The sequence below is a fragment of the Paludibaculum fermentans genome (assembly GCF_051172195.1).
In the GTDB taxonomy this organism is placed as follows: domain Bacteria; phylum Acidobacteriota; class Terriglobia; order Bryobacterales; family Bryobacteraceae; genus Paludibaculum; species Paludibaculum fermentans_A.
In genome coordinates, this window is record NZ_JBPJAQ010000001.1 from 243,742 (window position 1) to 264,276 (window position 20,535).

Annotated in this window: 14 protein-coding genes; 7 read left to right on the forward strand and 7 right to left on the reverse strand. The window is 64.3% G+C overall.

Features of this window, described 5'->3' with window-relative positions; translation table 11 throughout:
* The first annotated feature begins 27 nt into the window (after window positions 1-27).
* The 3 genes from ACR9Y2_RS01030 (at window position 28) to ACR9Y2_RS01040 (ending at window position 4,612) form a co-directional block, all read left to right on the forward strand.
* Entirely contained in the window at window positions 28-2,553 is a 2,526-nt protein-coding gene (locus ACR9Y2_RS01030) for a DUF3656 domain-containing U32 family peptidase (protein WP_435039160.1), read from the forward strand.
* A 314-nt stretch (window positions 2,554-2,867) separates the two neighbouring features.
* Window positions 2,868-3,089, forward strand: coding sequence for a hypothetical protein (locus ACR9Y2_RS01035; RefSeq protein ID WP_435039161.1), 222 nt, complete (start codon window positions 2,868-2,870; stop codon window positions 3,087-3,089).
* A gap of 68 nt (window positions 3,090-3,157) precedes the next feature.
* A complete protein-coding gene (locus ACR9Y2_RS01040) occupies window positions 3,158-4,612 on the forward strand; it encodes a hypothetical protein (RefSeq protein WP_435039162.1) in 1,455 nt (484 codons plus the stop codon).
* Here the strand turns inward: ACR9Y2_RS01040 and ACR9Y2_RS01045 are convergent.
* From ACR9Y2_RS01045 to ACR9Y2_RS01070, 6 genes are all read right to left on the reverse strand, one after another.
* Window positions 4,609-5,511: a DUF72 domain-containing protein gene (locus ACR9Y2_RS01045; RefSeq protein WP_435039163.1), complete on the reverse strand. Its 903-nt coding sequence runs from the start codon at window positions 5,509-5,511 to the stop codon at window positions 4,609-4,611. The genes ACR9Y2_RS01040 and ACR9Y2_RS01045 overlap by 4 nt on opposite strands.
* A gap of 323 nt (window positions 5,512-5,834) precedes the next feature.
* The gene (gene cysK, locus ACR9Y2_RS01050) at window positions 5,835-6,794 is read right to left on the reverse strand and encodes a cysteine synthase A (RefSeq protein ID WP_435039164.1); all 960 of its coding nucleotides are present in this window, start codon (window positions 6,792-6,794) and stop codon (window positions 5,835-5,837) included.
* Between the two features lie 9 nt (window positions 6,795-6,803).
* On the reverse strand, window positions 6,804-7,241 hold the full coding sequence (locus tag ACR9Y2_RS01055) for an RrF2 family transcriptional regulator (RefSeq protein WP_435039165.1): 438 nt from the start codon (window positions 7,239-7,241) through the stop codon (window positions 6,804-6,806).
* Between the two features lie 120 nt (window positions 7,242-7,361).
* Window positions 7,362-9,323 carry a hypothetical protein gene (locus tag ACR9Y2_RS01060; protein ID WP_435039166.1) on the reverse strand — a complete coding sequence of 654 codons (1,962 nt, stop codon included), beginning with the start codon at window positions 9,321-9,323 and terminating at the stop codon, window positions 7,362-7,364.
* Between the two features lie 18 nt (window positions 9,324-9,341).
* Window positions 9,342-10,190 carry a hydroxypyruvate isomerase family protein gene (locus ACR9Y2_RS01065; RefSeq protein ID WP_435039167.1) on the reverse strand — a complete coding sequence of 283 codons (849 nt, stop codon included), beginning with the start codon at window positions 10,188-10,190 and terminating at the stop codon, window positions 9,342-9,344.
* Window positions 10,191-10,276: 86 nt separating this feature from the next.
* Complete coding sequence (locus tag ACR9Y2_RS01070) at window positions 10,277-12,433, reverse strand: VWA domain-containing protein (protein WP_435039168.1); 2,157 nt, start codon at window positions 12,431-12,433, stop codon at window positions 10,277-10,279.
* Between the two features lie 253 nt (window positions 12,434-12,686).
* Between ACR9Y2_RS01070 and ACR9Y2_RS01075 the strand changes: the two genes are divergently transcribed.
* From ACR9Y2_RS01075 to ACR9Y2_RS01090, 4 genes are all read left to right on the forward strand, one after another.
* A complete protein-coding gene (locus ACR9Y2_RS01075) occupies window positions 12,687-14,093 on the forward strand; it encodes a 3' terminal RNA ribose 2'-O-methyltransferase Hen1 (RefSeq protein ID WP_435039169.1) in 1,407 nt (468 codons plus the stop codon).
* Window positions 14,090-16,642, forward strand: coding sequence for a polynucleotide kinase-phosphatase (locus ACR9Y2_RS01080; RefSeq protein WP_435039170.1), 2,553 nt, complete (start codon window positions 14,090-14,092; stop codon window positions 16,640-16,642). The genes ACR9Y2_RS01075 and ACR9Y2_RS01080 overlap by 4 nt, the downstream gene beginning before the upstream one ends.
* A gap of 63 nt (window positions 16,643-16,705) precedes the next feature.
* The gene (locus tag ACR9Y2_RS01085; protein ID WP_435039171.1) at window positions 16,706-17,035 is read left to right on the forward strand and encodes a PadR family transcriptional regulator; all 330 of its coding nucleotides are present in this window, start codon (window positions 16,706-16,708) and stop codon (window positions 17,033-17,035) included.
* Complete coding sequence (locus ACR9Y2_RS01090; RefSeq protein ID WP_435039172.1) at window positions 17,025-19,637, forward strand: ABC transporter permease; 2,613 nt, start codon at window positions 17,025-17,027, stop codon at window positions 19,635-19,637. Before ACR9Y2_RS01085 ends, ACR9Y2_RS01090 begins: the two co-directional genes overlap by 11 nt.
* A 1-nt stretch (window position 19,638) precedes the next feature.
* Here ACR9Y2_RS01090 and rsmI read toward each other — a convergent pair whose 3' ends face one another.
* Complete coding sequence (gene rsmI / locus ACR9Y2_RS01095; protein WP_435039173.1) at window positions 19,639-20,460, reverse strand: 16S rRNA (cytidine(1402)-2'-O)-methyltransferase; 822 nt, start codon at window positions 20,458-20,460, stop codon at window positions 19,639-19,641.
* Between the last annotated feature and the right edge of the window lie 75 nt (window positions 20,461-20,535).

Below are 20,535 nucleotides of genomic sequence, written 5' to 3' on the forward strand. Positions count from 1 at the left end.
CCTGTTACCCTGAAGGAGACCCCCTCCATGCGCCAGCAGCCCCCCGTCCGCAAACCCGAAGTCATGAGTCCGGCCGGTTATTGGCCTCAACTTCGCGCCGCTATCGAAGCCGGAGCCGACTCCGTCTACTTCGGCCTGAAACACTTTTCCGCTCGCGCCAAGGTCGGCTTCACGCTGACGGAATTGCCCTCCGTCATGCGCGAACTCCACACCCGCGGGGTCCGCGGCTACATCACTTTCAACACCCTGGTCTTCGAACACGAGATCGCCGGAGCCGCCGACGCCATCGCCGCCATTGTCGACGCCGGGGCCGACGCCCTCATCATGCAGGACTACGGCATGGTGCGCCTGGCCCGCCAGATCGCGCCCGGCATGGAACTCCACGCCAGTACGCAGATGAGCATCACCGACGCCGCCGGGGTCCGCCAGGCCCAGGAACTGGGCGTCCAGCGCGTCACCCTCGCCCGCGAACTCGCCCTCACCGAGGTGCGCTCCATCATCGAGCAGACCTCCTGCGACCTCGAGATCTTCGTCCATGGCGCGCTCTGCGTCGCCTACTCCGGTCAGTGTTTTTCGTCCGAGGCCTGGGGCGGCCGCAGCGCCAATCGCGGCCAGTGCGCACAGGCCTGTCGCCTGCCCTACGAAATGCTCGTCGACGGCCGCCTGGAGCCGCTTGCCGACGCCCGCTACCTGCTCTCGCCCGGCGACCTCTACGGCTTACGCCAAATTCCCGAAATCGTCTCCATGGGCGTGTCCGCCCTCAAAATCGAAGGACGGTATAAGGACGCTGACTACGTCGCCCTCGCCACCGCCTCCTATCGCAAAGCAGTCGACGAAGCCGCCGCGGGACGCAAGCTCTCCATTACACCCGTCGAAGAGCTCCAGCTCGAACAGGTCTACTCCCGAGGCTCCGGGCCTTACTTCCTCACCGGCACCAACCACCAGACCGTCGTCAAAGGCCGCGCTCCGCGCCATCGCGGCGTCTGCATCGGCAAGGTCACCAAGGTCAGCCCGGACTCCGTCACCCTCCAGACGGCGCCGGCCCACAAAATCGCGCCCGTGAAACCCGGCGACGGCCTCGTTTTCGACGCCGCCGCCTGGCGCAGCCCGGAAGAGCCCGAAGAGGGCGGCCGCATTTTCCAGTCCCTGCCCAACCTCGACGGCTCGCTGGAACTGAAATTCGGCAACAACGCCGTCCGCTTCACGCGGATCCATCCCGGCGACCTGGTCTGGCGCACCCACGATCCCGCCCTGGAGCGCGTAGCTAAGCCCTATCTCGAACCCGCCGCCCCCGCTGCCCGCCAACCGCTCCACATCCGTGTGACCGCCGCCGAAGGCGCCCCTCTCGTGACCGAATGGCACCTCATCGCCCACCCGGAAATCACGACCACCGTCATCTCGCCCGAGTCCATCGAACGCGCCCAGAATCGCGGCCTCACCAAGAAATACCTGCACGACCAGTTCTCGCGCCTCGGCAACACACCCTACACCCTGCAAAGCATCGACCTCACCTGCACCGGCACTCCGTTCGCCGCCAGCTCGCTGCTGAACCGCCTGCGCCGCGAAGCGGTCGAACAGCTCCAGGCCCAGCAGGTCAACCGTCCGCGGTTGGAAGTCAATCCACCCAAGCCGCTCGTGGAAGCAGCCCTGCGCCAGGCCATTGCGGAACAACCCGCCAGTCCGGAGCCCCAGCTCCACCTGCTGGTCCGCACCCCCGAGCAACTCGAAGCCGCCCTCGAACTGGCACCCGCCAGCATCACTCTCGACTACCTCGACCTCTACGGCCTGCGCCCCTCCGTCGAAAAGGTCAAAACAGCCGGCATCGCCGTCCGCGTAGCCAGCCCTCGTATCCTGAAGCCCGGTGAAGCGCGCATCACCAACTTCCTGCTCAGCCTGGAGTGCCCGCTGGTCGTCCGCTCCACCGGCATTCTCCACGAACTCAAGCAGCAGGCACACGCTGACCTGATCGGCGACTTCAGCCTCAACACCGCCAACTCGCTCACCGCTTCGGCCTACTTCGAACTCGGCCTGTCGCGCCTGACGCCTACGCACGACCTCAACGCCGACCAGGTCGCCCGCCTCGCCCGCACCGCCGGCGCCGCCCGCATCGAGGTCATCGCTTACCAGCACCTGCCGGTCTTCCACACTGAGCACTGCGTCTTCTGCCGCTTCCTCTCCACCGGCACCACCTACAAGGACTGCGGCCGCCCCTGTGAAACCCACACCGTCGCCCTGAAGGACCCCTCCGGCCGCGCCCACCCCGTCATGGCCGACGTTGGCTGCCGCAACACCGTCTTCGGAGCCGAGGCCCAGGAGGCCAGCAGCTTCATCGACCAGTGGCAGGAAGCCGGCATCCGCCACTTCCGCCTGGAGTTCGTCCACGAGTCCGCCGCCCAGGTCCGCGAGGTCACCCAGGCCTTCCAGTCCTACCTGAAGGGCGAATCCACCGCGCTGCAGTTAGCCGCTGAACTGAAGCGCATTGCTCCGCAAGGTGTCACCCAAGGCAGCCTGTTCGTCCCGCCGGACTACCTGACCCTGCCGATTCTGCAGTAAGCCCGTTGCGGTGAACCTCTCCCCTGCCGGGGGCCGTTGTAGCAGGTGTTCCAGGGCCGGGCCGAAGGTCTATCGCAACTCGGAGGCGTTCCCCCGCTACTGGAGCGTTCATGAGGCCGCCACCGTCCCCGCCCCGGAGATCATTCCACGCGTGGGCGCCGAAGGCATGAATCTGCACCGGAAAGCCTGGATGACCGCCCAGACGTCGTCCCTGGAGACTTGCGAAGGCGGGGACGAACTGCGCCTGACCGCCCGCTCGACCACCACCTCGATCTTCGAGACCACCATGCGCTGCCGCGGACTGCTGATCGCCAGTGAAACACTTCCCCGGCTGGTACGGCTATGTCGACGGGCAACCGGTCCCGCTTCACGAAGTCTACGGCGCCCTGGGCGGTATCGTCGTCGGCGCGGGCCGTCACCGCGTGGAAATGCGCTACCGCCCCTCGTCGGTGTACTGGGGCGCTGGGCTCACTCTCACCGGCTCGCTCGCAGCGCTAGCCGCCGGATACCTCAGTTTCATCAGACAGACGCACTGAGCGTACTACCGTCGGTTTACGCCCCTCCACCCCGCCTGTTACGCTCCAGTTGAAGGGAGCAGTGTCACGTGACCAGCCACATCCACCCAGCCCCCGCGCTGCCTTGGCACCTGCGCTTTGGCCCGGCCATCGCCGCTGTTCTCTGCCTCTTCACTTTCTACTACCGCGGCCTCGACTGCTGGTTCTACCAGGACGACTTCGGCTGGCTTCACCTGGGCCCCGCCAAAAACTTCCCTGAGTTCCTGGGCATGATCTTCGGCCCCAAAGCCCACGGCAACCTGCGGCCCTGGAGCGAGAATCTCTATTTCTATGGGCTGAAGGCACTCTTCGGCATCAACCCGCTGCCGTTCCGCATCGTCGTATTTCTAACCGTGGCGGCCAACCTGTTCCTCATCAATGCCGTCACCCGTCGTCTCACGGGTTCTGTGCCGGCCGGTGCCGCCGCCACCTTCTGCTGGCTGTTGAACCCCTGTGTCGCGCCATCGCTCTGCTGGACCTGCATCTACAACCAGTCGCAGTCGCTCTGCTTCATCCTGCTGGCTTTCCTGTTTTATCTGCAGGGCCGCGAACGCGCCCAGTGGATCGTCTTCCTGCTCGGCCTCGGCTCCCTCGAAACCGTGGTCATGTACCCGTTGCTGGTCTCCACCTATGCCCTGCTATTCGATCGCAGCCGCTTCAAGCGGACCTTGCCGCTCTATGCCGGCTCGGCCGCTTTCACGCTAATCCACTTCCTGGTCGCCCCTGTCTACAAAACAGGCCCCTACGCAATCCAGGTGGACAGGAGAATTCTCCGGACGCTCTGGTCGTACATCGAGATGGCCTTGGCCCCGGAACGCATCGGCCACTTTCTCTGGAGCTGGCCCCCCTGGTTCTTCCTGGCCGCCACGGGCGTGCTCTGCGCGGCCGTCCTGCTTGCGCTGCTGATACGGGATCCAAGACCCGGACTCTCCCGATACTTCAATCCCACGGCTGTATTCGGAGCAGCCTGGTTTGTGATTCTCCTCGGTCCCCTGCTGCTGCTGCCCGATCATGTGATGGATTACGCGCTCACCGGACCCGTCGTTGGTCTCGCGTTCATCATCGGCGCCGCCGTCTCGGCGCGGAAGGCGATAGGCATCCCCATCGCCATCCTCTACCTGGTGTTTGCTGCACCCGCCGCCTGGAACGTCACCCGCTGGCACTGGGAACGCAGCCACCTCGCCCGGGACCTCGTCCAGGGCGTCCTCCGATTCAAACGCGCAAACCCCGAAAAAATGATGCTGCTCACCGGCATGGACACAGACCAATTCCTGGTTGGTTTCGCCGACCTGCCGTTCCAGGTCCACGGCTATTTCGACGTCTGGCTGGCGCCCGGCGCCGAAACGAAAATCCAGGACGCGGGTCATCTCGCTCCGCTGCTGGTCTGGAAACCTGAGAAATCCTACCCGCTGCTGGACTCCGGCCAAGCCATGGTCCTCGATGTGGCTGGTGGCAACGTACGCGACGTCACCGCCCAATACCAGGCCAATCGCCCGAAAAACTAGGCCGCCCGCGCCGGCAGCAGCACTGCCTGTACCGGCCTCTGCGCCCGGAACGCCGCCAACTCCGCCGGATACTCCCCAATCAGCGGCGCCGGCGCCCGCAGTGCCCGGTCCCCGAAAATCTCGCGCAATTGCAGTGCATTCACCATCGACCGGCCGCCCTCCGCATTGGCGGTCACCACCAGCACCCGCGCCGCGTTCGCGGCCAGTCGCTCAATGCGCGGCTGCCACTCCAACAACTCGTCCAGGTCATAGAGATACGACTGGTCCACCGGCTGGTCAAACTCACGAAAGCCCTCCGGGCTCCGCCGCCCATGCAATCGGACGACTGCCACCCCCGAGGTAAGCATCGCCGTGGGCGGCATCGCCCGGAAGTATTGCGGCTGGTCGATGTTGACGAACCCGACGCGGTAGTTCACCAGCGTCGTCACCGCCTCATCGCGCAGCCATGACTCATGTCGGAACTCCGCGGCCAGCGGAAACTCGTGAAACGTCCGCCGCAGCTGAATGAGGAATTGCTTGTTCTCCTCGGTGAAACGGAACGCCCACGGAAACTGCATCACCACCGCACCCAGCCGCCTGGCTTTCAACAGCGGGAACATCCCGGTCTTCCACGCTTCCACCGCACCTTCATTCAGGTCCCGGTCGTACGTGAAGCGCCGTTCCAGCAGCGCCGTGAACAGGAAGTCAAGATTCCGCTCCACCTTCTTCGCGTATAGCTTCGCAATCTCCTGCCGCAATGGCCCGGCGAAGGTCTGCCCTATCTCGGCAACATCCACATATCGCGCCAGTGTGTCCAGCGGATGCCAGCCGCGAGTCGCGGGCTTTGGATAAACAGTCGAAACCCAGTCCGCGCGGTGCCACCCGGACGGACCGATTGAGAGGTGGTGCAGGTTTGCCATGCTTCCTCCTTCGCCTTATGTTTGCCAACTCAGAATAGAACAAACAGCGAAGAAGTGCAACACAAAAAATGTCGCCATCAATTTCGGCCGACCTGTAACCTGAAACCGGCCTTTTGCGCTCTTATAGTCAATCCCCGTTACGAGAAGCGGGCGCCTTCACCCCAACACCCAACCCGGCGCCCGCACCCTCTTTCCCGTAGTCCTACCTAATCCATATCTATTAACCGGCTAAACTGCGCCCAAAAATGCGAAACACCCGCTGCTCGTCCGGATTCCTCCGTCAGAGCAGCGGGTGCCTTTATGCAAGCGCAACCAATTTTCAACTAATCCGCGAACATGCCCTCGAAAAGCGACGACGACAGATACCGCTCGCCCGCGTCCGGCAAAACCACCACAATCGTCTTGCCTGCAAACTCAGCCTGATGCGCCAGCCTCACCGCTACCGCCGCCGCCGCACCACACGAGATGCCGCTGAGGATCCCTTCCTCCGACGCCAGCCGCCGCGCCATCTCCATCGATTCGTCGTTCGAAACCTGCTCCACCCTGTCTACCATCGACAGGTCCAGGGTGCCCGGAATGAAGCCTGCTCCAATCCCCTGGATCTTGTGCGGACCCGGCTGCGGCGCTTCGCCGTTTCTCACCTGGGTGATCACCGGGCTCGCCGTCGGCTCAACCGCCACCGACAGAATCGGCTTCCCCTTCACCTGCTTGATATACCGCGAAGTGCCCGTAATTGTGCCGCCCGTGCCTACGCCCGACACCAGTACGTCTACCTGGCCATCGGTGTCATCCCAGATCTCCGGGCCCGTGGTCTCGAAGTGGATCTTCGGATTGGCCGGATTCTGGAACTGCTGCAACAGGACGTACTTGGAAGGATCTGAATTGTAGATCTCCTCCGCCTTCGCAATCGCACCCTTCATGCCCTTGGGACCTTCCGTCAACACCAGGTTCGCCCCAAAGACCTTCAGTACCTTGCGCCGCTCCAGCGACATCGTCTCGGGCATGGTCAGCGTGATGGGATACCCGCGCGCCGCCGCGACAAACGCCAGCGCGATGCCTGTGTTGCCGCTGGTGGGCTCCACCAGTTCCTTGCCCGGTCCCAGGATCCCGCTCTTCTCCGCGTCCCAGACCATCGAGGCGCCAATCCGGCATTTCACGGAATAAGCCGGATTCCGGCCTTCGATCTTCGCCAGCACCGTGGCGCCGGCGCCCTTCGTTACACGGTTCAGCCGGACTAAAGGAGTCCGGCCAATGCTAAACGAGTTGTCATCAAAAACTCTCATCGGCTCCCCTTAAATTTCCCAATTCGGCACGTATCGTGACTGCCGGTCCCGCCAATTCCGCGCCAATTCCGCAAACGTTGTCTTGTCGATGACTCCAGCCACCGCTTCGTCCACACGATCCCAGAATTCGCCCAGCGGACCCGGTTCTTCCAGGGCCGCCCGGCCGGTCCGGCCGCCCTCCACACTCCGCAGCACTTGACCCACCGTGATCGTCTCCGCCGCCTTCGCCAGCAGGTATCCACCCTCGGCGCCACGGCGCGACTCCAGGAACCCATGCTTCTTCAGGTCAGCCAGAATCGTCTCCAGGAACTTTTGCGGAATCTTCTGCCGGGTGGCAATGTCCGCGATTCTGATCGGTTGCGCCCCTGGCGCCAAGGTCAGGTCAAGCACGGCGCGGAGCGCGTATTCGCACTTGACGGAAACGTTCATGAGCGTCTGCAATGGCATTTCCCTATTCTCACTAGAGAATATCGTCTTCCACTCAAGCGGTCAACACAAGCCTGCTCTTTTCCATCACTTACCCCGTTTCCCCGGCCTTCCTACCGGCCTCAACACAGCATCCTACCCCTAGTCCGACATCAGGAAGATCAGTGGCCGGACGTCGTCTTCCGGCGTCCATTCCCAGTAACTTAACAGAATGGTATAAACCATCAGCCCCGTCTCCCCTTCGCCGAAGAACAGATACCGCGACGCCTGCTGCATCAGGTTGGCCCTGGTCAATCCAATGAAGATCGAGATTGGATCAATCAGTTCGCTGATGTAGGCAATCGTGTTCGCCAGCGCCGTCGCCCCATAGGCATTCGCAACAAAGTTATCTCCCTCCCTCTCGATCCGAAACTCCAGCGGAGCCGAAAACTCGCTCCGGTTGTCCGCCAGGTGGATGTGAACAAACAGGAAGGGTCCCTTCACTTTGTAGTGCTTGACGATCTCGGCCTGCTTCCGCGTCCGCGCCGCCGCCGTATCACTGCGGATCGGCACCAGGTGGACTTTCTTGCTCACCAACTCGGATGCCAGCCGCGCCGATTCCGAATTGCTGAAATAGCTCTTCGTCACCCGGAACTCAAACGATCGCATCGACCGGCTCAGGGCACTCACCAGCATCAGGGCGACCGTGAAAATGGAGCCGATGATCAGTCCGTCCGGCCGCTCGATGCAGTTGTCCACCAGGGTATAGGCGAACACCAGCGCCACTACGCCGGTGTAGACCGAAAGCGGTCTTCTGCCTTCCTTCCACAAATCCAGCGCCGCCGCGCAGGCCGCCGAGAGAATCAGCACCAGTACCCCGGTCGCATAGGCCCCGCTCTGCGCCTCTACATCCGCCCGAAACACCAGCGTGACCACCACATTGATCCCGAACAGCACCAGAACCAGCGGCCGCGACAGCGTCATCCATTCCGGAGCCATCCCAAATCGCGGCAGATACCGCGGAATCAGGTGCAGCAGCCCAGCCATCGCCGAAGCTCCGGCCAATGACAGGATCAGGATCGTCGACGCATCGTAAATCGATCCGAAGAAGCTCCCCATGTACTCGTGCGCCAGAAATGCAATCGCACGCCCACTCGCCTTGCCGCCGATCCGGTAGGCGGATTCCGGAATCAGTAGCGTAGTCACCACGCTGCTCGCCACCAGCATCACGCTCATGATCAGCGCCGCTGTCACCAGCAGCCGCTTTGTATTCCCCACCCGCCCGGACGGCGGCTTGCCGCTGCGCGGATTGTACCCCTGGTCCGCCGGCCCGCCATCAATCAGCGGCATCACTGAAACCCCGGTCTCAAATCCGCTCAACCCCAACGCCAGTTTTGGAAAGACCAGCAGCGCGCCCGCCATCACCATGGTCATATCGCCCTTCAACGACAGCGCCGCCCGCCAATCCGCCAACAGCGCCGGATGCAGGTAGATCTCATACGCCCCACGTGCCAGCACGGCTACATTCAGCAGCAAATAGGGGACGGAAGCGGCCGACGCCACCCCGATCGCCTCCTTGAACCCCTTCAGGAAGACCAGGGTCAGCGCGGTCAGCAGCCCCAACGTAATCAGGATCAGGTGATCACCAAGGTATGGGTGTAGAAAGGGATTCTCTACCGCGTGTTTGGCCGCATCGGCCGCGGACAACGTCATAGTGATGACGAAATCAGTGGCGGCGAACCCCAATAGCGTGAGCACCAGCAGCTTGCTCTTCCACCCCAGCAGCAGGTTCTCCAGCATCGCGATCGAACCCTGCCCGGCAAAACTGCGCTGCGCCACCTGCGCATACACCGGCAGCGCCCCCAAGAGCGTCACCAGAACCAGAATGGCCGTCGCCAGCGGAGCCACAGCCCCCGCCGCCAGCAGCGCAATGCCCGGCTGATACCCAAGAGTGGAAAAGTAATCCACGCCGGTCAGCCAGATCACCTTGTACCAGGGATGTGTGACCGTGTGCTCGGCCGACTCCTCCAACGCCTCTCCGCGCGCAATCCATCGTCCAAATGCGGAGCGGAACTGCAGCGACGGTTGCGGCAGTTCCTTGTTTACCGGAATGAGTCGGCCCATGACAGACCAGATGTTAGCTTATACGTCGCAGATGCGCATCATCTCATCGAGAGTGGCTATCGGATCCTTACCCTGCGAAGGGCTGTACTCGTGCGACATGAAGCCGGTGTAGCCAGTGTCAACAATCGCCTGGGCGATGCCCTTGTAGTTCATCTCCTGCGTATCGTCGAACTGGTGCCGCCCCGGATTGCCCGCCGTGTGGAAGTGTCCGAAATACTGGATGTTGTCGCGAATCGTGCGGATGATGTCACCTTCCATGATCTGCATGTGATAGATGTCATACAGCAGCTTGAAGCGCGGCGAGCCCACCCGCTTGCACAGCTCCACACCCCACTTGGCGTGATCGCACTGATAGTCCTTGTGATCCACCTTGGAATTCAGCAGTTCCATGCAGATGGTCACTTCGCTGTCTTCCGCCAGCTTCACCACGTCCTTCAGCACCAGCAGGCAGTTGTCCATGCCCTCTTCGTCACTCTTGCCGCGGCGGTTGCCGCTGAACGTAATGACGTTCGGGATCCCTTCCTTCTTCGCCCGCGGCAGATTCTCTTTGAATTGCGCCCGAATCGCGTCGTGCAGCGTCTTGTCGTTGCACGCATCGGTCAGTTTGCCGCCGCCCGCTGTCATGTTCGGCACCAGGCCGTGCTTTTTGAGAATCGGCCACTGCTCCGGTTGCGACAGGTCATAGCAGTGGGCGCCCAATCGCGCGGCCTGCCTGGCTCGCTCTTCAAACGGCATGTTGCGGCCAAATACGCCCCCGCAAACACCCTGCTTGATCCGGTTCTTACGCTGCACCTTCTGCTCGGTCACCTGAGCGCTCAACACCGCCGGCATCGCGGCCGCGGAAACGAGGAAATCTTTACGGGTCATGTGTGGAATCCTAGCCAGACGACTTCCGGCACCGTTTATCGTATAGCAGTCCCGGGCTGCGTGGACACCCTTCACCGGCTCAGCCCCTACTCCAGCTCAAAATCGATCGACTGTGACACGACACCCCGGGCGCCCTTCGCCAGCTTGTCCCACACCACCACCTGCAGTGCGTAGTCGCCCGGCTGGAACTGCTGCCCCAGTTGCAGCACTCCGCCCACCATCAGTTTCGACCTGTCCTTTGCCGCGGCCACACCCAGGGGCTTGGGGTCGCTGTGGAACACCTCCAGGCCATCCCGGTACAACCGGACAGACGTCAACAGTTGCGGCTCGCTCGTTCTGGAGTCCAGTGAGGCATTCAGAACCTTGTATCCGTAAGTCACCTTCTGCCCCCGGCGGAAATGCCGGATGGCCGCGTTCCCTTCCGAATACTGGGCCTGGTCTTCGTCGCCGCCCTCCCGGCCCGTCAGCTTCTGCACCGCCTCACTGGTGGCCGCCATCAGCATGATGCCCGACAGCGCCAGGTGGCCGTCTTTCAGGTTCGGGATCTCAATGAACTGCGTGGCCGAACCCAGCTTCTGCCCCTCCGGATCGCTCACCACCGCCCGCAGTTGAAAAGGACCCGCCTCCTTCAGCGGCTGCGCAATCGTGAAGATCACGCCATCCTCCATCAGCCGCTGGTACCGCGCATCGTTCGCACGCAGCGTGAACGACCCCGTCCGGCTCTCCGCCAGGCGCCCATCCTCGCCGAAGGTCGCCGTCACCACATCGATTGCCGCCTTGTGCCGGCCATCCGGCTCCACTACAAAGTGCAGATTGCGCGCATCAATGTGCAGCATCGAGAAGACAGAAGGACCACTCGCCGCATCCAGGTCAAACAGCGACGTCAGCCGCACTCCAATCTCGTTCGCGGCGAAGGGCGAAATCAGCGCGTTCACCACTCTCTCGCCGTGAGTCTTCGGACCCGCCGCCCGCACCGTCTCCGCTTCGTTGTAGAACCCGTTCCGCGAACGCACCCGCAGGCCCGCCCGCTTCACCCGCACCTGAATGTCGTGGTACCTCGTCTTCTCATTTCCACCGCGGAATGTGCCTGCTTCCGGATGGTAGCCGATCAGATAGTACCCGCCCTGGTCCTCGGCCGCCTTCCCCAGAAGGACTGAGACGTCATTCGATCCCTCCAGGTGCAGCCCGCCCGTTTCCACAGCCAGAAAATTCAGCCCCATCCGGGAGTCATTGAACTCCTGGCGCCGGGCATCCAGAGGCGAGAGCCGCCCGCGCGGATTCGGAACGTTGATTTCGGCCCCAGCCTGATCCTCGGCCCGCAGCCCCAACGGCAGCAGCCCGCGCGGATCCACGGAATAGAACACCACCCCGGACCGGTTCGCCAGGTCCGTCAGCGATCGCAGCCTGTCCCACACACCGATATTGTTCAGGTCGTTCTGCCTGAGCGCCAGGTTCTCGGAAAAGAGGATCACCGATTTCCGTCCAGGCATCGGACGCAAACCCTGCACCAGGTACCGCAAGACCCCCAGCGTCCCCGACGCGATGTGGTCGCGTTCCCGATTTTCCGCCTGCTCCTGCGACTCCTTCGTGTGCGCCTCATTGGCTCCGGCGGCCGGCTGCTGTGCCGCCCCCCGCCCGCTCCGCCCGCCGCTCCCGCCGCCCAACTCGCTCGCCGACCTCTCGTCGTACAACCTCGCGACGGAATCGATGCCCACCCGCGTCCGGAAATTGAACTTGATCTGCTGGATCGCCGCCCGCAACTGACGCTTGTCCGTCGTGAACCGCTGCAGGGTGCCTGCGCTTTGGCCCGTCCTCAGCACCGCCACCAGATCGCCCGGCTGCATCTGCTCGTCCACAAACTTGAGCATCGCCTCTTTCGCCCGCAGCACACTCTCAAAGGCCAAACCCAAATCGTCGACGACCAGCGCCATCGTCCGGTGCACTTCACCCGCAATCAGCTCCTTAGCCTTCTCCGCCGGCGCCGCTACCTCGCCTTTGGCCCGGCCCACCACTGGCTCAGGATTCACCCGGCCGGGTTCCGCCACATAGGTGAAGTTCGTAATCCTCTGGACCTTTCCGTCCTGCTTTATCTCAAAATCCTCGGCCCGCAGGTCCGTAACCGGCTTGCCCTTTCCGTCGTGGACCACCGCATCCACCTGCACCAACTCCACATTCATCCGGATAATCGGAGCATCCGGACTCTGCTGCGGCAGCGCCAACATCGCGGCCGCCAGAACGGCCACTCCCAATTTCCTGCAAACCAAAGCGCAAACCCTCCCGGTGTTCCTAATAATAAATGGTTCATGCGGCAATCTGGTTACAGGAACATTTACTGCAATGCCCAGTCGCCTCCAAGGCACGGGCCATCAACAAATGACAATTGGAACAGTCGAACCCAATTCCGGCAACGAAAGCACGGCCTTTTTACTGGCCCGCAGCCCACTCGGGAGCACGACCCCCACCACCCCACTCCTCATTCGTCCATAATCAGGTAACGTGTTGATCAGCATTACGAATACTGCCGGGCCAGCCACCGATCTCGGATTCCTCCTTCATAAAAATCCGTCCAATTTGCACTCAGCCGATCTCTCCTTCGGCAAGGCCCATGTCTTCTACACCGACGCCGAACCTCATCGCTGCACGGCTTGCCTCCTGCTCGAACTCGACCCCGTTGAACTCGTCCGCGGCGCCCAGCAGCTCGAAGCCTATGTGAACGACCGCCCCTACGTGTCATCCTCGTTCCTCACCGTCGCCATCAGTCGCATCTTCGGCACCGCCCTCTCCGGCATCTGCCAGAAGCGCCCCGAACTCGTCACCCAACGCCTGCCTCTTGAGATCTCCGTCTCCGTCCTTCGCGCCCGGGGCGATCGGGAACTCATCCCTCAACTCTTCGAGCCGCTCGGCTACCGCGTCGCCACCACCACGCTGCCCCTTGACCCGCACTTCCCGGAATGGGGCGACAGCCACTACGTCTCCCTCAACCTCCAGGCCGAAGTCACCGTCCACGACGCGCTCTCCCATCTCTACGTCCTGCTACCCGTCCTCGACGACCACAAGCACTATTACATCGGCGACGCCGAGGTCGACAAACTTCTCCGCCACGGGGAAGGCTGGCTCAGCCGCCACCCCCGCCGCCAGTTGATCGTCCAGCGCTACCTGCGCCGCAAACCCGACCTGGTCAGCGAAGCCTTCGCCCGGCTTCTCGACGATGAATCAGCCGCCATTGAAGCCGGCGAGACCAGCACAGAGCAGTCCACGCAGGCCGAGAAGGACCTCGAGCGCCCCATGACGCTCCACACCCAGCGCCTCAATCAGGTGGCCGGCCGTCTCAAGGAACTCGGCGCCCGCTCCGTTCTCGATCTCGGCTGCGGCGAGGGCAAACTTCTTCGCCGCCTTCTGGCCGACCGCAGCCTGGAACGCATCACTGGCATGGACGTCAGCCACCGCTCCCTCGAAATCGCCTCCGCTCGCCTGCGCCTCGACCGTATGTCCGAGCGCCAGCGCAAACGACTCCAGCTCTTCCAGGGCTCCCTCCTCTATCGCGACAACCGCCTGGCCGGCTTCGATGCCGCCGCCCTCGTCGAGGTCATCGAACACCTCGATCCCCCGCGCCTCGCTGCCTTGGAGCGTGTCGTCTTTGAATTCGCGCGCCCCCAGCACATCCTCATCACAACCCCCAACCGCGAGTACAACGTCTTGTTCCCTACCCTGCCCGAAGGCCGGCTCCGCCATGGCGACCACCGCTTTGAATGGACCCGCGCCGAATTCAACACCTGGGCCCAGGCCACCGCCGCCCGCTTCGGCTACCAGGTCCGCTTCGAACCCGTCGGCCCTGTCGACGCCCAGCACGGCGCGCCCTCCCAGATGGCTCTCTTCTCCCTGCCCCAGGCGGTCTCCGCATGAGAATCCTCGAGATCCCGGAACTCGCCCTCGTCACCCTCATCGGAGCCTCCGGTTCCGGCAAGTCCACCTTCGCGCGCCAGCACTTCAAGCCGGCCGAAATCCTCTCCTCCGACTTCTTCCGCGGCCTGGTCAGCAATGACGAGAATGATCAGGCGTGCTCCGCCGACGCGTTCGACACGCTCTATTACGTCCTCAGCAAGCGCCTCGCCCGCGGCCACCTCACCGTCGTCGACGCCACCAACGTCCGCGCCGACGACCGCAAACGCCTCGTCGAGCACGCCCGCCGCTACCACTGCATCTCCGTCGCCCTGGTCATCAATACGCCCGAGCGCCTCTGCCTCGAGCGCAACAGCCAGCGGCCCGACCGCGACTTCGGCGCCCACGTCGTCCGCCGCCAGATCGGCGACCTCAAACGCGGCCTGCGCGGCCTCGATCGCGAGGGCTTCCGCTATGTCCACATGATCGAACCCGGCGAGGAGATCGAAACCCGCCGCGCCCCGCTCTGGAACAATCGCAAGCACGAAACCGGCCCCTTCGACATCATCGGAGACGTCCACGGCTGCGCCTCAGAACTCCGCGCCCTGCTGCAACAACTGGGCTGGCAGCGCTATACACTTGAAGCGCCGGAAGCCCCCTGGGGCGGCGAATCCTGGAGCCACCCCGCCGGCCGTAAAGCCGTCTTTCTCGGGGACCTCGTCGATCGCGGCCCGCACATCGCCGACACCCTCCGCATCGTGCGCAATATGTGCGCCGCCGGCCACGCCCTCTGCGTCCCCGGCAACCACGACATGAAGCTCGTGCGCTGGCTCAAGGGCAAGAACGTCCAGATCCGCCATGGCCTCGAACAGTCCATCGCCGAACTCGAAGCCTGGACGCCCGCCGACCGCGCCCAACTCGCCGCTTTCCTCGATGGCCTGGTCAGCCACTATGTCCTCGACAAAGGCCGCCTCGTCGTCGCCCACGCCGGCCTGCGTGAGGAAATGCACGGCCGCGGCTCCGGTGCCGTCCGCGAATTCTGCCTTTTCGGAGAAACCACCGGCGAGACCGACGAGTTCGGCCTGCCTGTCCGCTACAACTGGGCCGCCGAGTATCGCGGCAAAGCCGCCGTGGTCTACGGCCACACCCCCGTACCCGAACCCGAGTGGCTCAACAACACCATCAACATCGATACCGGCGCCGTCTTCGGCGGCAAACTCACCGCCCTCCGCTACCCCGAACGGGAACTCGTCGCCCAGCCCTCCGCCGCTCAATACGCCGTGCCCGCTCGGCCCATCAGCCCGCCCGTGACCCAGCCGCGCTCCAGCCAGCAGCACCTCGACGATGTCCTCGACCTGGAAGACGTCACCGGTAAGCGCGTCATCGAAACCACCCTCCAACGCTCCGTCACCATCCGCGAAGAGAACTCCATCGCCGCTCTCGAGGTGATGAGCCGCTTCGCCACTGAGCCGCGCTGGATCATCTACCTGCCGCCCACCATGTCCCCGGCCGAAACCTCCACCCTGCCGGATTACCTCGAGTACCCCACCCAGGCCTTCGATTACTTCCGCCGGAACGCGGTCCAGCACGTCGTCTGTGAAGAGAAGCACATGGGCTCCCGAGCTGTGGTCGTCGTCTGCCGCGATGCCGCCTCCGCCCGCGAACGGTTCGGAGCCCTCGACGGCCGCCAGGGCGTCTGCTACACCCGCACCGGCCGCCCCTTCTTCTCGGACGCCGTCGACGAAGCAGCCTTCATCGCCCGCATCCAGGCCGCCCTCTCCACGGCCGGATTTTGGAAGGAATTCAACTCCTCCTGGTTCTGCCTCGACTGCGAGCTGATGCCGTGGTCCGCCAAGGCGCGGGAGCTGATCCAACGCCAATTCGCCCCAGTGGGCGCCGCCGGAGTCGCAGCGCTGGAAACCGCAGTCGAGGCCCTGCGCCGCAGCCCCGCCGCCGCCCACTTCACTGAAGCCTATGAACGCCGCCTGCGCCGCGTCCGCCAGTACCGCGACGCCTACCGGCGCTACTGCTGGCCCGTCCACTCGCTCAGCGACTATCGCCTCGCCCCCTTCCACCTGCTCGCCTCGGAAGGCGCTGTCCACACGGATAAGACCCACCGCTGGCACATGCAGACCCTCCACCGCCTCGCCGCGGCCGACCCCGGTTTCCTCGTGGCCACACCCTTCCTCGAGGTCGATCTCCATGACGAAGCTGCCGTCGCCGCAGCCACACAGTGGTGGGAGACCCTCACCGCCCAGGGCGGCGAAGGCATGGTCGTCAAACCCCTCGACTACATCGCCAAGGGCCCTAAAGGCGTGCTCCAGCCCGCCATCAAATGCCGCGGCCGCGAATACCTACGCATCATCTACGGACCTGAATACACCGCCGAGGATCAATTGCCGCGCCTGCGCGCCCGCGCCCTCAACGGCAAACGCTCGCTCGCCCTCCGCGAACTCGCCCTCGGCATCGAAGCCCTCCAGCGCTTCACCGCCCGTGAACCCCTCCGCCGCGTCCACGAATGCGTCTTCGGAGTTCTCGCCCTCGAATCCGAGCCCGTCGATCCGCGCCTCTAATCAATACAAACCCGCAAGATTCCTCTTGCGGGGTCCGGACATTTCATCTACTCTGTAGACCTAATGCCCGACTACCTGGGTGAGTTCGAGCAGATCGTCCTCCTCGCCGTCCTTCGCCTCGACGGCTCGGCCTACGGCGTGCCCATCCGCCAGGAGATCGAGCAACGCGCCGGCCGCGCCGTCACCATCGGCGCCCTCTACGCCACACTCGACCGCCTCGAAGCCAAAGGCTACGTCACTTCCTGGTTCTCTGAACCCACCCCCGAACGCGGCGGCCGCTCCAAACGCTACTTCCGCCTCCTGCCCGCCGGCGCCGAAGCCCTGGCTCGCAGCAAGGACATGCTCGACAGCATGTGGAAAGGCGTCCGGCTGAAAGGGGAGCATGGTGCATAAGCCACCCAGGCTCGCGGAACGCCTTCTGGTCCACATCGTCGGGGGCCGCGACGCGCAGGTCATCGCCGGCGACCTCGCTGAGTCCTACGAGGAGCGCGGCGGCGGCGCCCTCTGGTATTGGGGCCAGGTACTCAGCTGCCTTCTGGTGCGCCTCTCCCCTCACCGCCGCCTGATCCCCGACCTCGGCTACGACGTCCACCACGCTTTCCGCCTCATCCGCCGCAACCCGGGCTATGCCTTCGCCGCGGTCCTCTGCCTGGCCCTCGGCATCGGCATCAACACCACCGTCTTCAGCGTGCTCGATGGCATGTTCCTGCGCGGCCTCCCGCTGCCTGACCCCGGCCGCATCGTCACGCTCGACCGCGATGGCGCCGCCCCCTGCTCCATCAGCGAATACTTCGAACTGCGCAAGACCGCGAAGTCGCTGGTGAAGCCCGTAGCCGTCATTACCCGCAATACTTACCTGGATGTGGGCGCGGCCAACGAACCCGTCTTCATCGAGACCGTCATGGCCAACTACGCCGACGTGCTGCAAACCAGACCGCGCCTCGGACGCTGGTTCGCCTCGACGGATGAACAACCGCACGGTGGACTCCCGGTCGTCATCAGCGACCGCCTCTGGCAGCGCTACTTCCAGCGCGAGTCGAACGCACTGGGCCGCACCATCCGCCTCGAGGGCCAGGTCTACACCATCGTCGGCGTCGCTCGCCCGGAATTCCGGGGTGTCTCCTCCCCCGCGTCCATCGACGCCTGGGTGCCCCTCGCCAGCTTCCCTCTCAATCGCGCCGACTTCGACTCCACCACCGATCAGGCCGGCCCGGACGTCTCCGTCGTCAGCCGGCTGGCCCCGAACTTCACTCTCCAGCAGGCGCGCGCCGAGATCGCTGTCTTCGACGCTCACCTCCGGGCTCAATCCAAAGACGATCCGCGCCTCAAAGCCGCGCTCACGGTCGAACCCGTTCTTGGCTTCGTTTCGCGCCGCGCCCGGCGCAGCATCGCCCCTCTCGCCCTGCTGCTCGCCGGAGTGGTGGGCATCGTCCTGCTCATCGCCTGCGTGAATGTCGCCAACCTGCTGCTGGCCCGCGCAGCCGTGCGCCAGCGGGAAATGGCCGTCCGCCTCTCGCTCGGCGCTTCCCGCGGCCGCCTCATCCGCCAGACCCTCGCGGAAGGGCTCGTCCTCGCCGCCGGCGGCGCCGTGCTCGGCCTCATCGCCGGTTTCTGGACCAACCAGGCTCTCTCTGCCTGGCTCCCCACGTCCTTTCCCCAGGCCGCCTTGCGCACCGTTTTCCTCGAGATCAACTGGCGCGTCGCCGCGCTCACGGCCGCCGTCTCCCTGCTCTCCGCCCTGCTCTTCAGCCTCGCCCCGGCCTTCGAGACCGCCCGCACCGAATGCACGCCCGCCCTCAAAGGCGATGGCAGTGGATCCTCGCAACGCACCCTGCGCCGCCGCGACCTCTACGCCGCCGCCCAGGTGGCACTCTCCCTCGTGCTGCTCGTCTCCGCCGGCCTGCTGCTGCGCGCCCTCGATCGCGCCGCCTCCATCGACCCCGGCTTCGCCACCGCCCGCCGCGTCTACGTCCGCCTCTTCACACCCGGCCGCGACTTCACGCCCGAAGCCTCCACCCAGCTCTTCACCCGCCTCGTCGAAAACGCGCGCCAGTTGCCCGGCGTCCAGGACGCCACCCTCTCCTTCGCCCTCCTCGGCTTCGGCGACCGCAACTGCGCCGCCACCGGACCCACCGCCCCCACCCGTAAACTCCACATCAATGTAGTGGAGCCCAACTACTTCCACATGATGCAGGTGCCTCTCGTCCGCGGAGCGGGCTTCCAACCGCAGGGACGACCCGAGCCCATTCTGCCCGTCATCGTCAACGAAACCATGGCCCGCACCTGGTGGCCCGGCCAGGATGCCGTCGGCCAGCCCATCTGGTTCGGCTGCGAATCAGAACACCAACGCCTCGCCGGCCGCGTCATTGGCATCGCACGCGACAGCAAGTACCAGGCGCTCGACGAGGAACCGCTGCCCCTCTACTACGTCTCCACCCGCCAGTTCTGGTGGAACGGCTATCTGGCCCTGATCGTGGAAACGCGCGGCGAGACCCGCGAAGTCGTCGAACCGCTGCTGGCCCTCGCGCGCACCGGCGGCCGGAACCTGCGCATCGGCGAAGTGAACACCCTGGAGTCCGTCGTCTCCCTCTCGCTCTGGTACACCCGCTTCTACGCGGCGCTGCTGGGGCTCTTCGCGGCGCTGGCCATCGTGCTTTCCACCATCGGGTTGTACGGCGTGGTCGCTTACTCCGTGGCCCAACGCACCCGGGAGATCGGTATCCGCATGGCCCTGGGCGCCCACCGCGCCGACGTGCAGTGGATGGTGCTCGCCCGCGCCCTCAGGCTGACTGCCCTTGGCATCGGAGCGGGACTCCTGCTCAGTGCCGCCGCCACCCGCCTCCTGCGCCACTTCCTGCACGGCCTCAGTCCGCTCGACCCTGTCACCTTCACCGCCGCCGCCCTCGCCTGGATCGCCATCTCCATGCTGGCCAGCTATTTGCCCTCACTCCGCGCCACCCGTGTCGATCCCACGGTCGCCCTGCGTTACGAATGACTCAGCCCTGCTCCAGCATTCTGTAAACGTCGCGCTTGCCCAGCCCGCGTTCCCGCGCCACTGCCTTGATCGCGTCCATCCGGGGCAGTCCGGCCGCTTCCAGCCGCTTCACGGCATCCTCTACGTTCTCATCCATTTGCGGCTTTTTCTCAGACTTGCCCACCAGCACCGTAAACTCGCCCTTCACCGAATCCCGCGCCGCCAGCGTGGCCCGTACAGCCGAAGCCGGCCCGCGCAGGAACTCCTCGTGCAGTTTGGTCAGCTCCCGCGCCGCCACCACCGGGGGATCGCCCAGAACCTCCTCGACATCCTGCAGCGACTCCAGAATCCGGTGCGGAGCCTCGTAGAACGCCAGCGTCGATTCCTCCGTAAGCAGCCCCTCCAGCATCCTCCGGCGTTCGCCTGACTTTCGTGGGAAAAAACCGCAGAACCGGAACGAGTCCGTCGGCAATCCGGCCGCCGAAAGTGCTGTGATCAGGGCCGAGACACCTGGGATCGGCACTACGCGGATCCCGCGCTCCGCCGCCGCGTTGACAATGCGATAGCCCGGGTCCGAGATCAGCGGCGTGCCGGCATCGGAGACCAGCGCGATCGACGCTCCGCCCTCCAGCCGCTGCAGCAGGTCCACGGTACGCTCCGCCTCATTGTGCTCGTGGTAGCTCAAGGGGTGTGCCGCTATGCCGAAGTGATCCAATAACTTACGGGTCTGCCGCGTATCTTCGCAGGCAATGTGGTCCACACTCTTCAGGGTCTCCACCGCCCGGTATGTCATGTCAGACAGGTTCCCGATCGGGGTGGCAACGATGTACAGAACTCCGGCCATACGGTGATTTCCCTTAACTACTTGCCTAGTATGCCTGAAGGAAATCTGCCCCGCTGCCGATAAGGGAAAAGGATG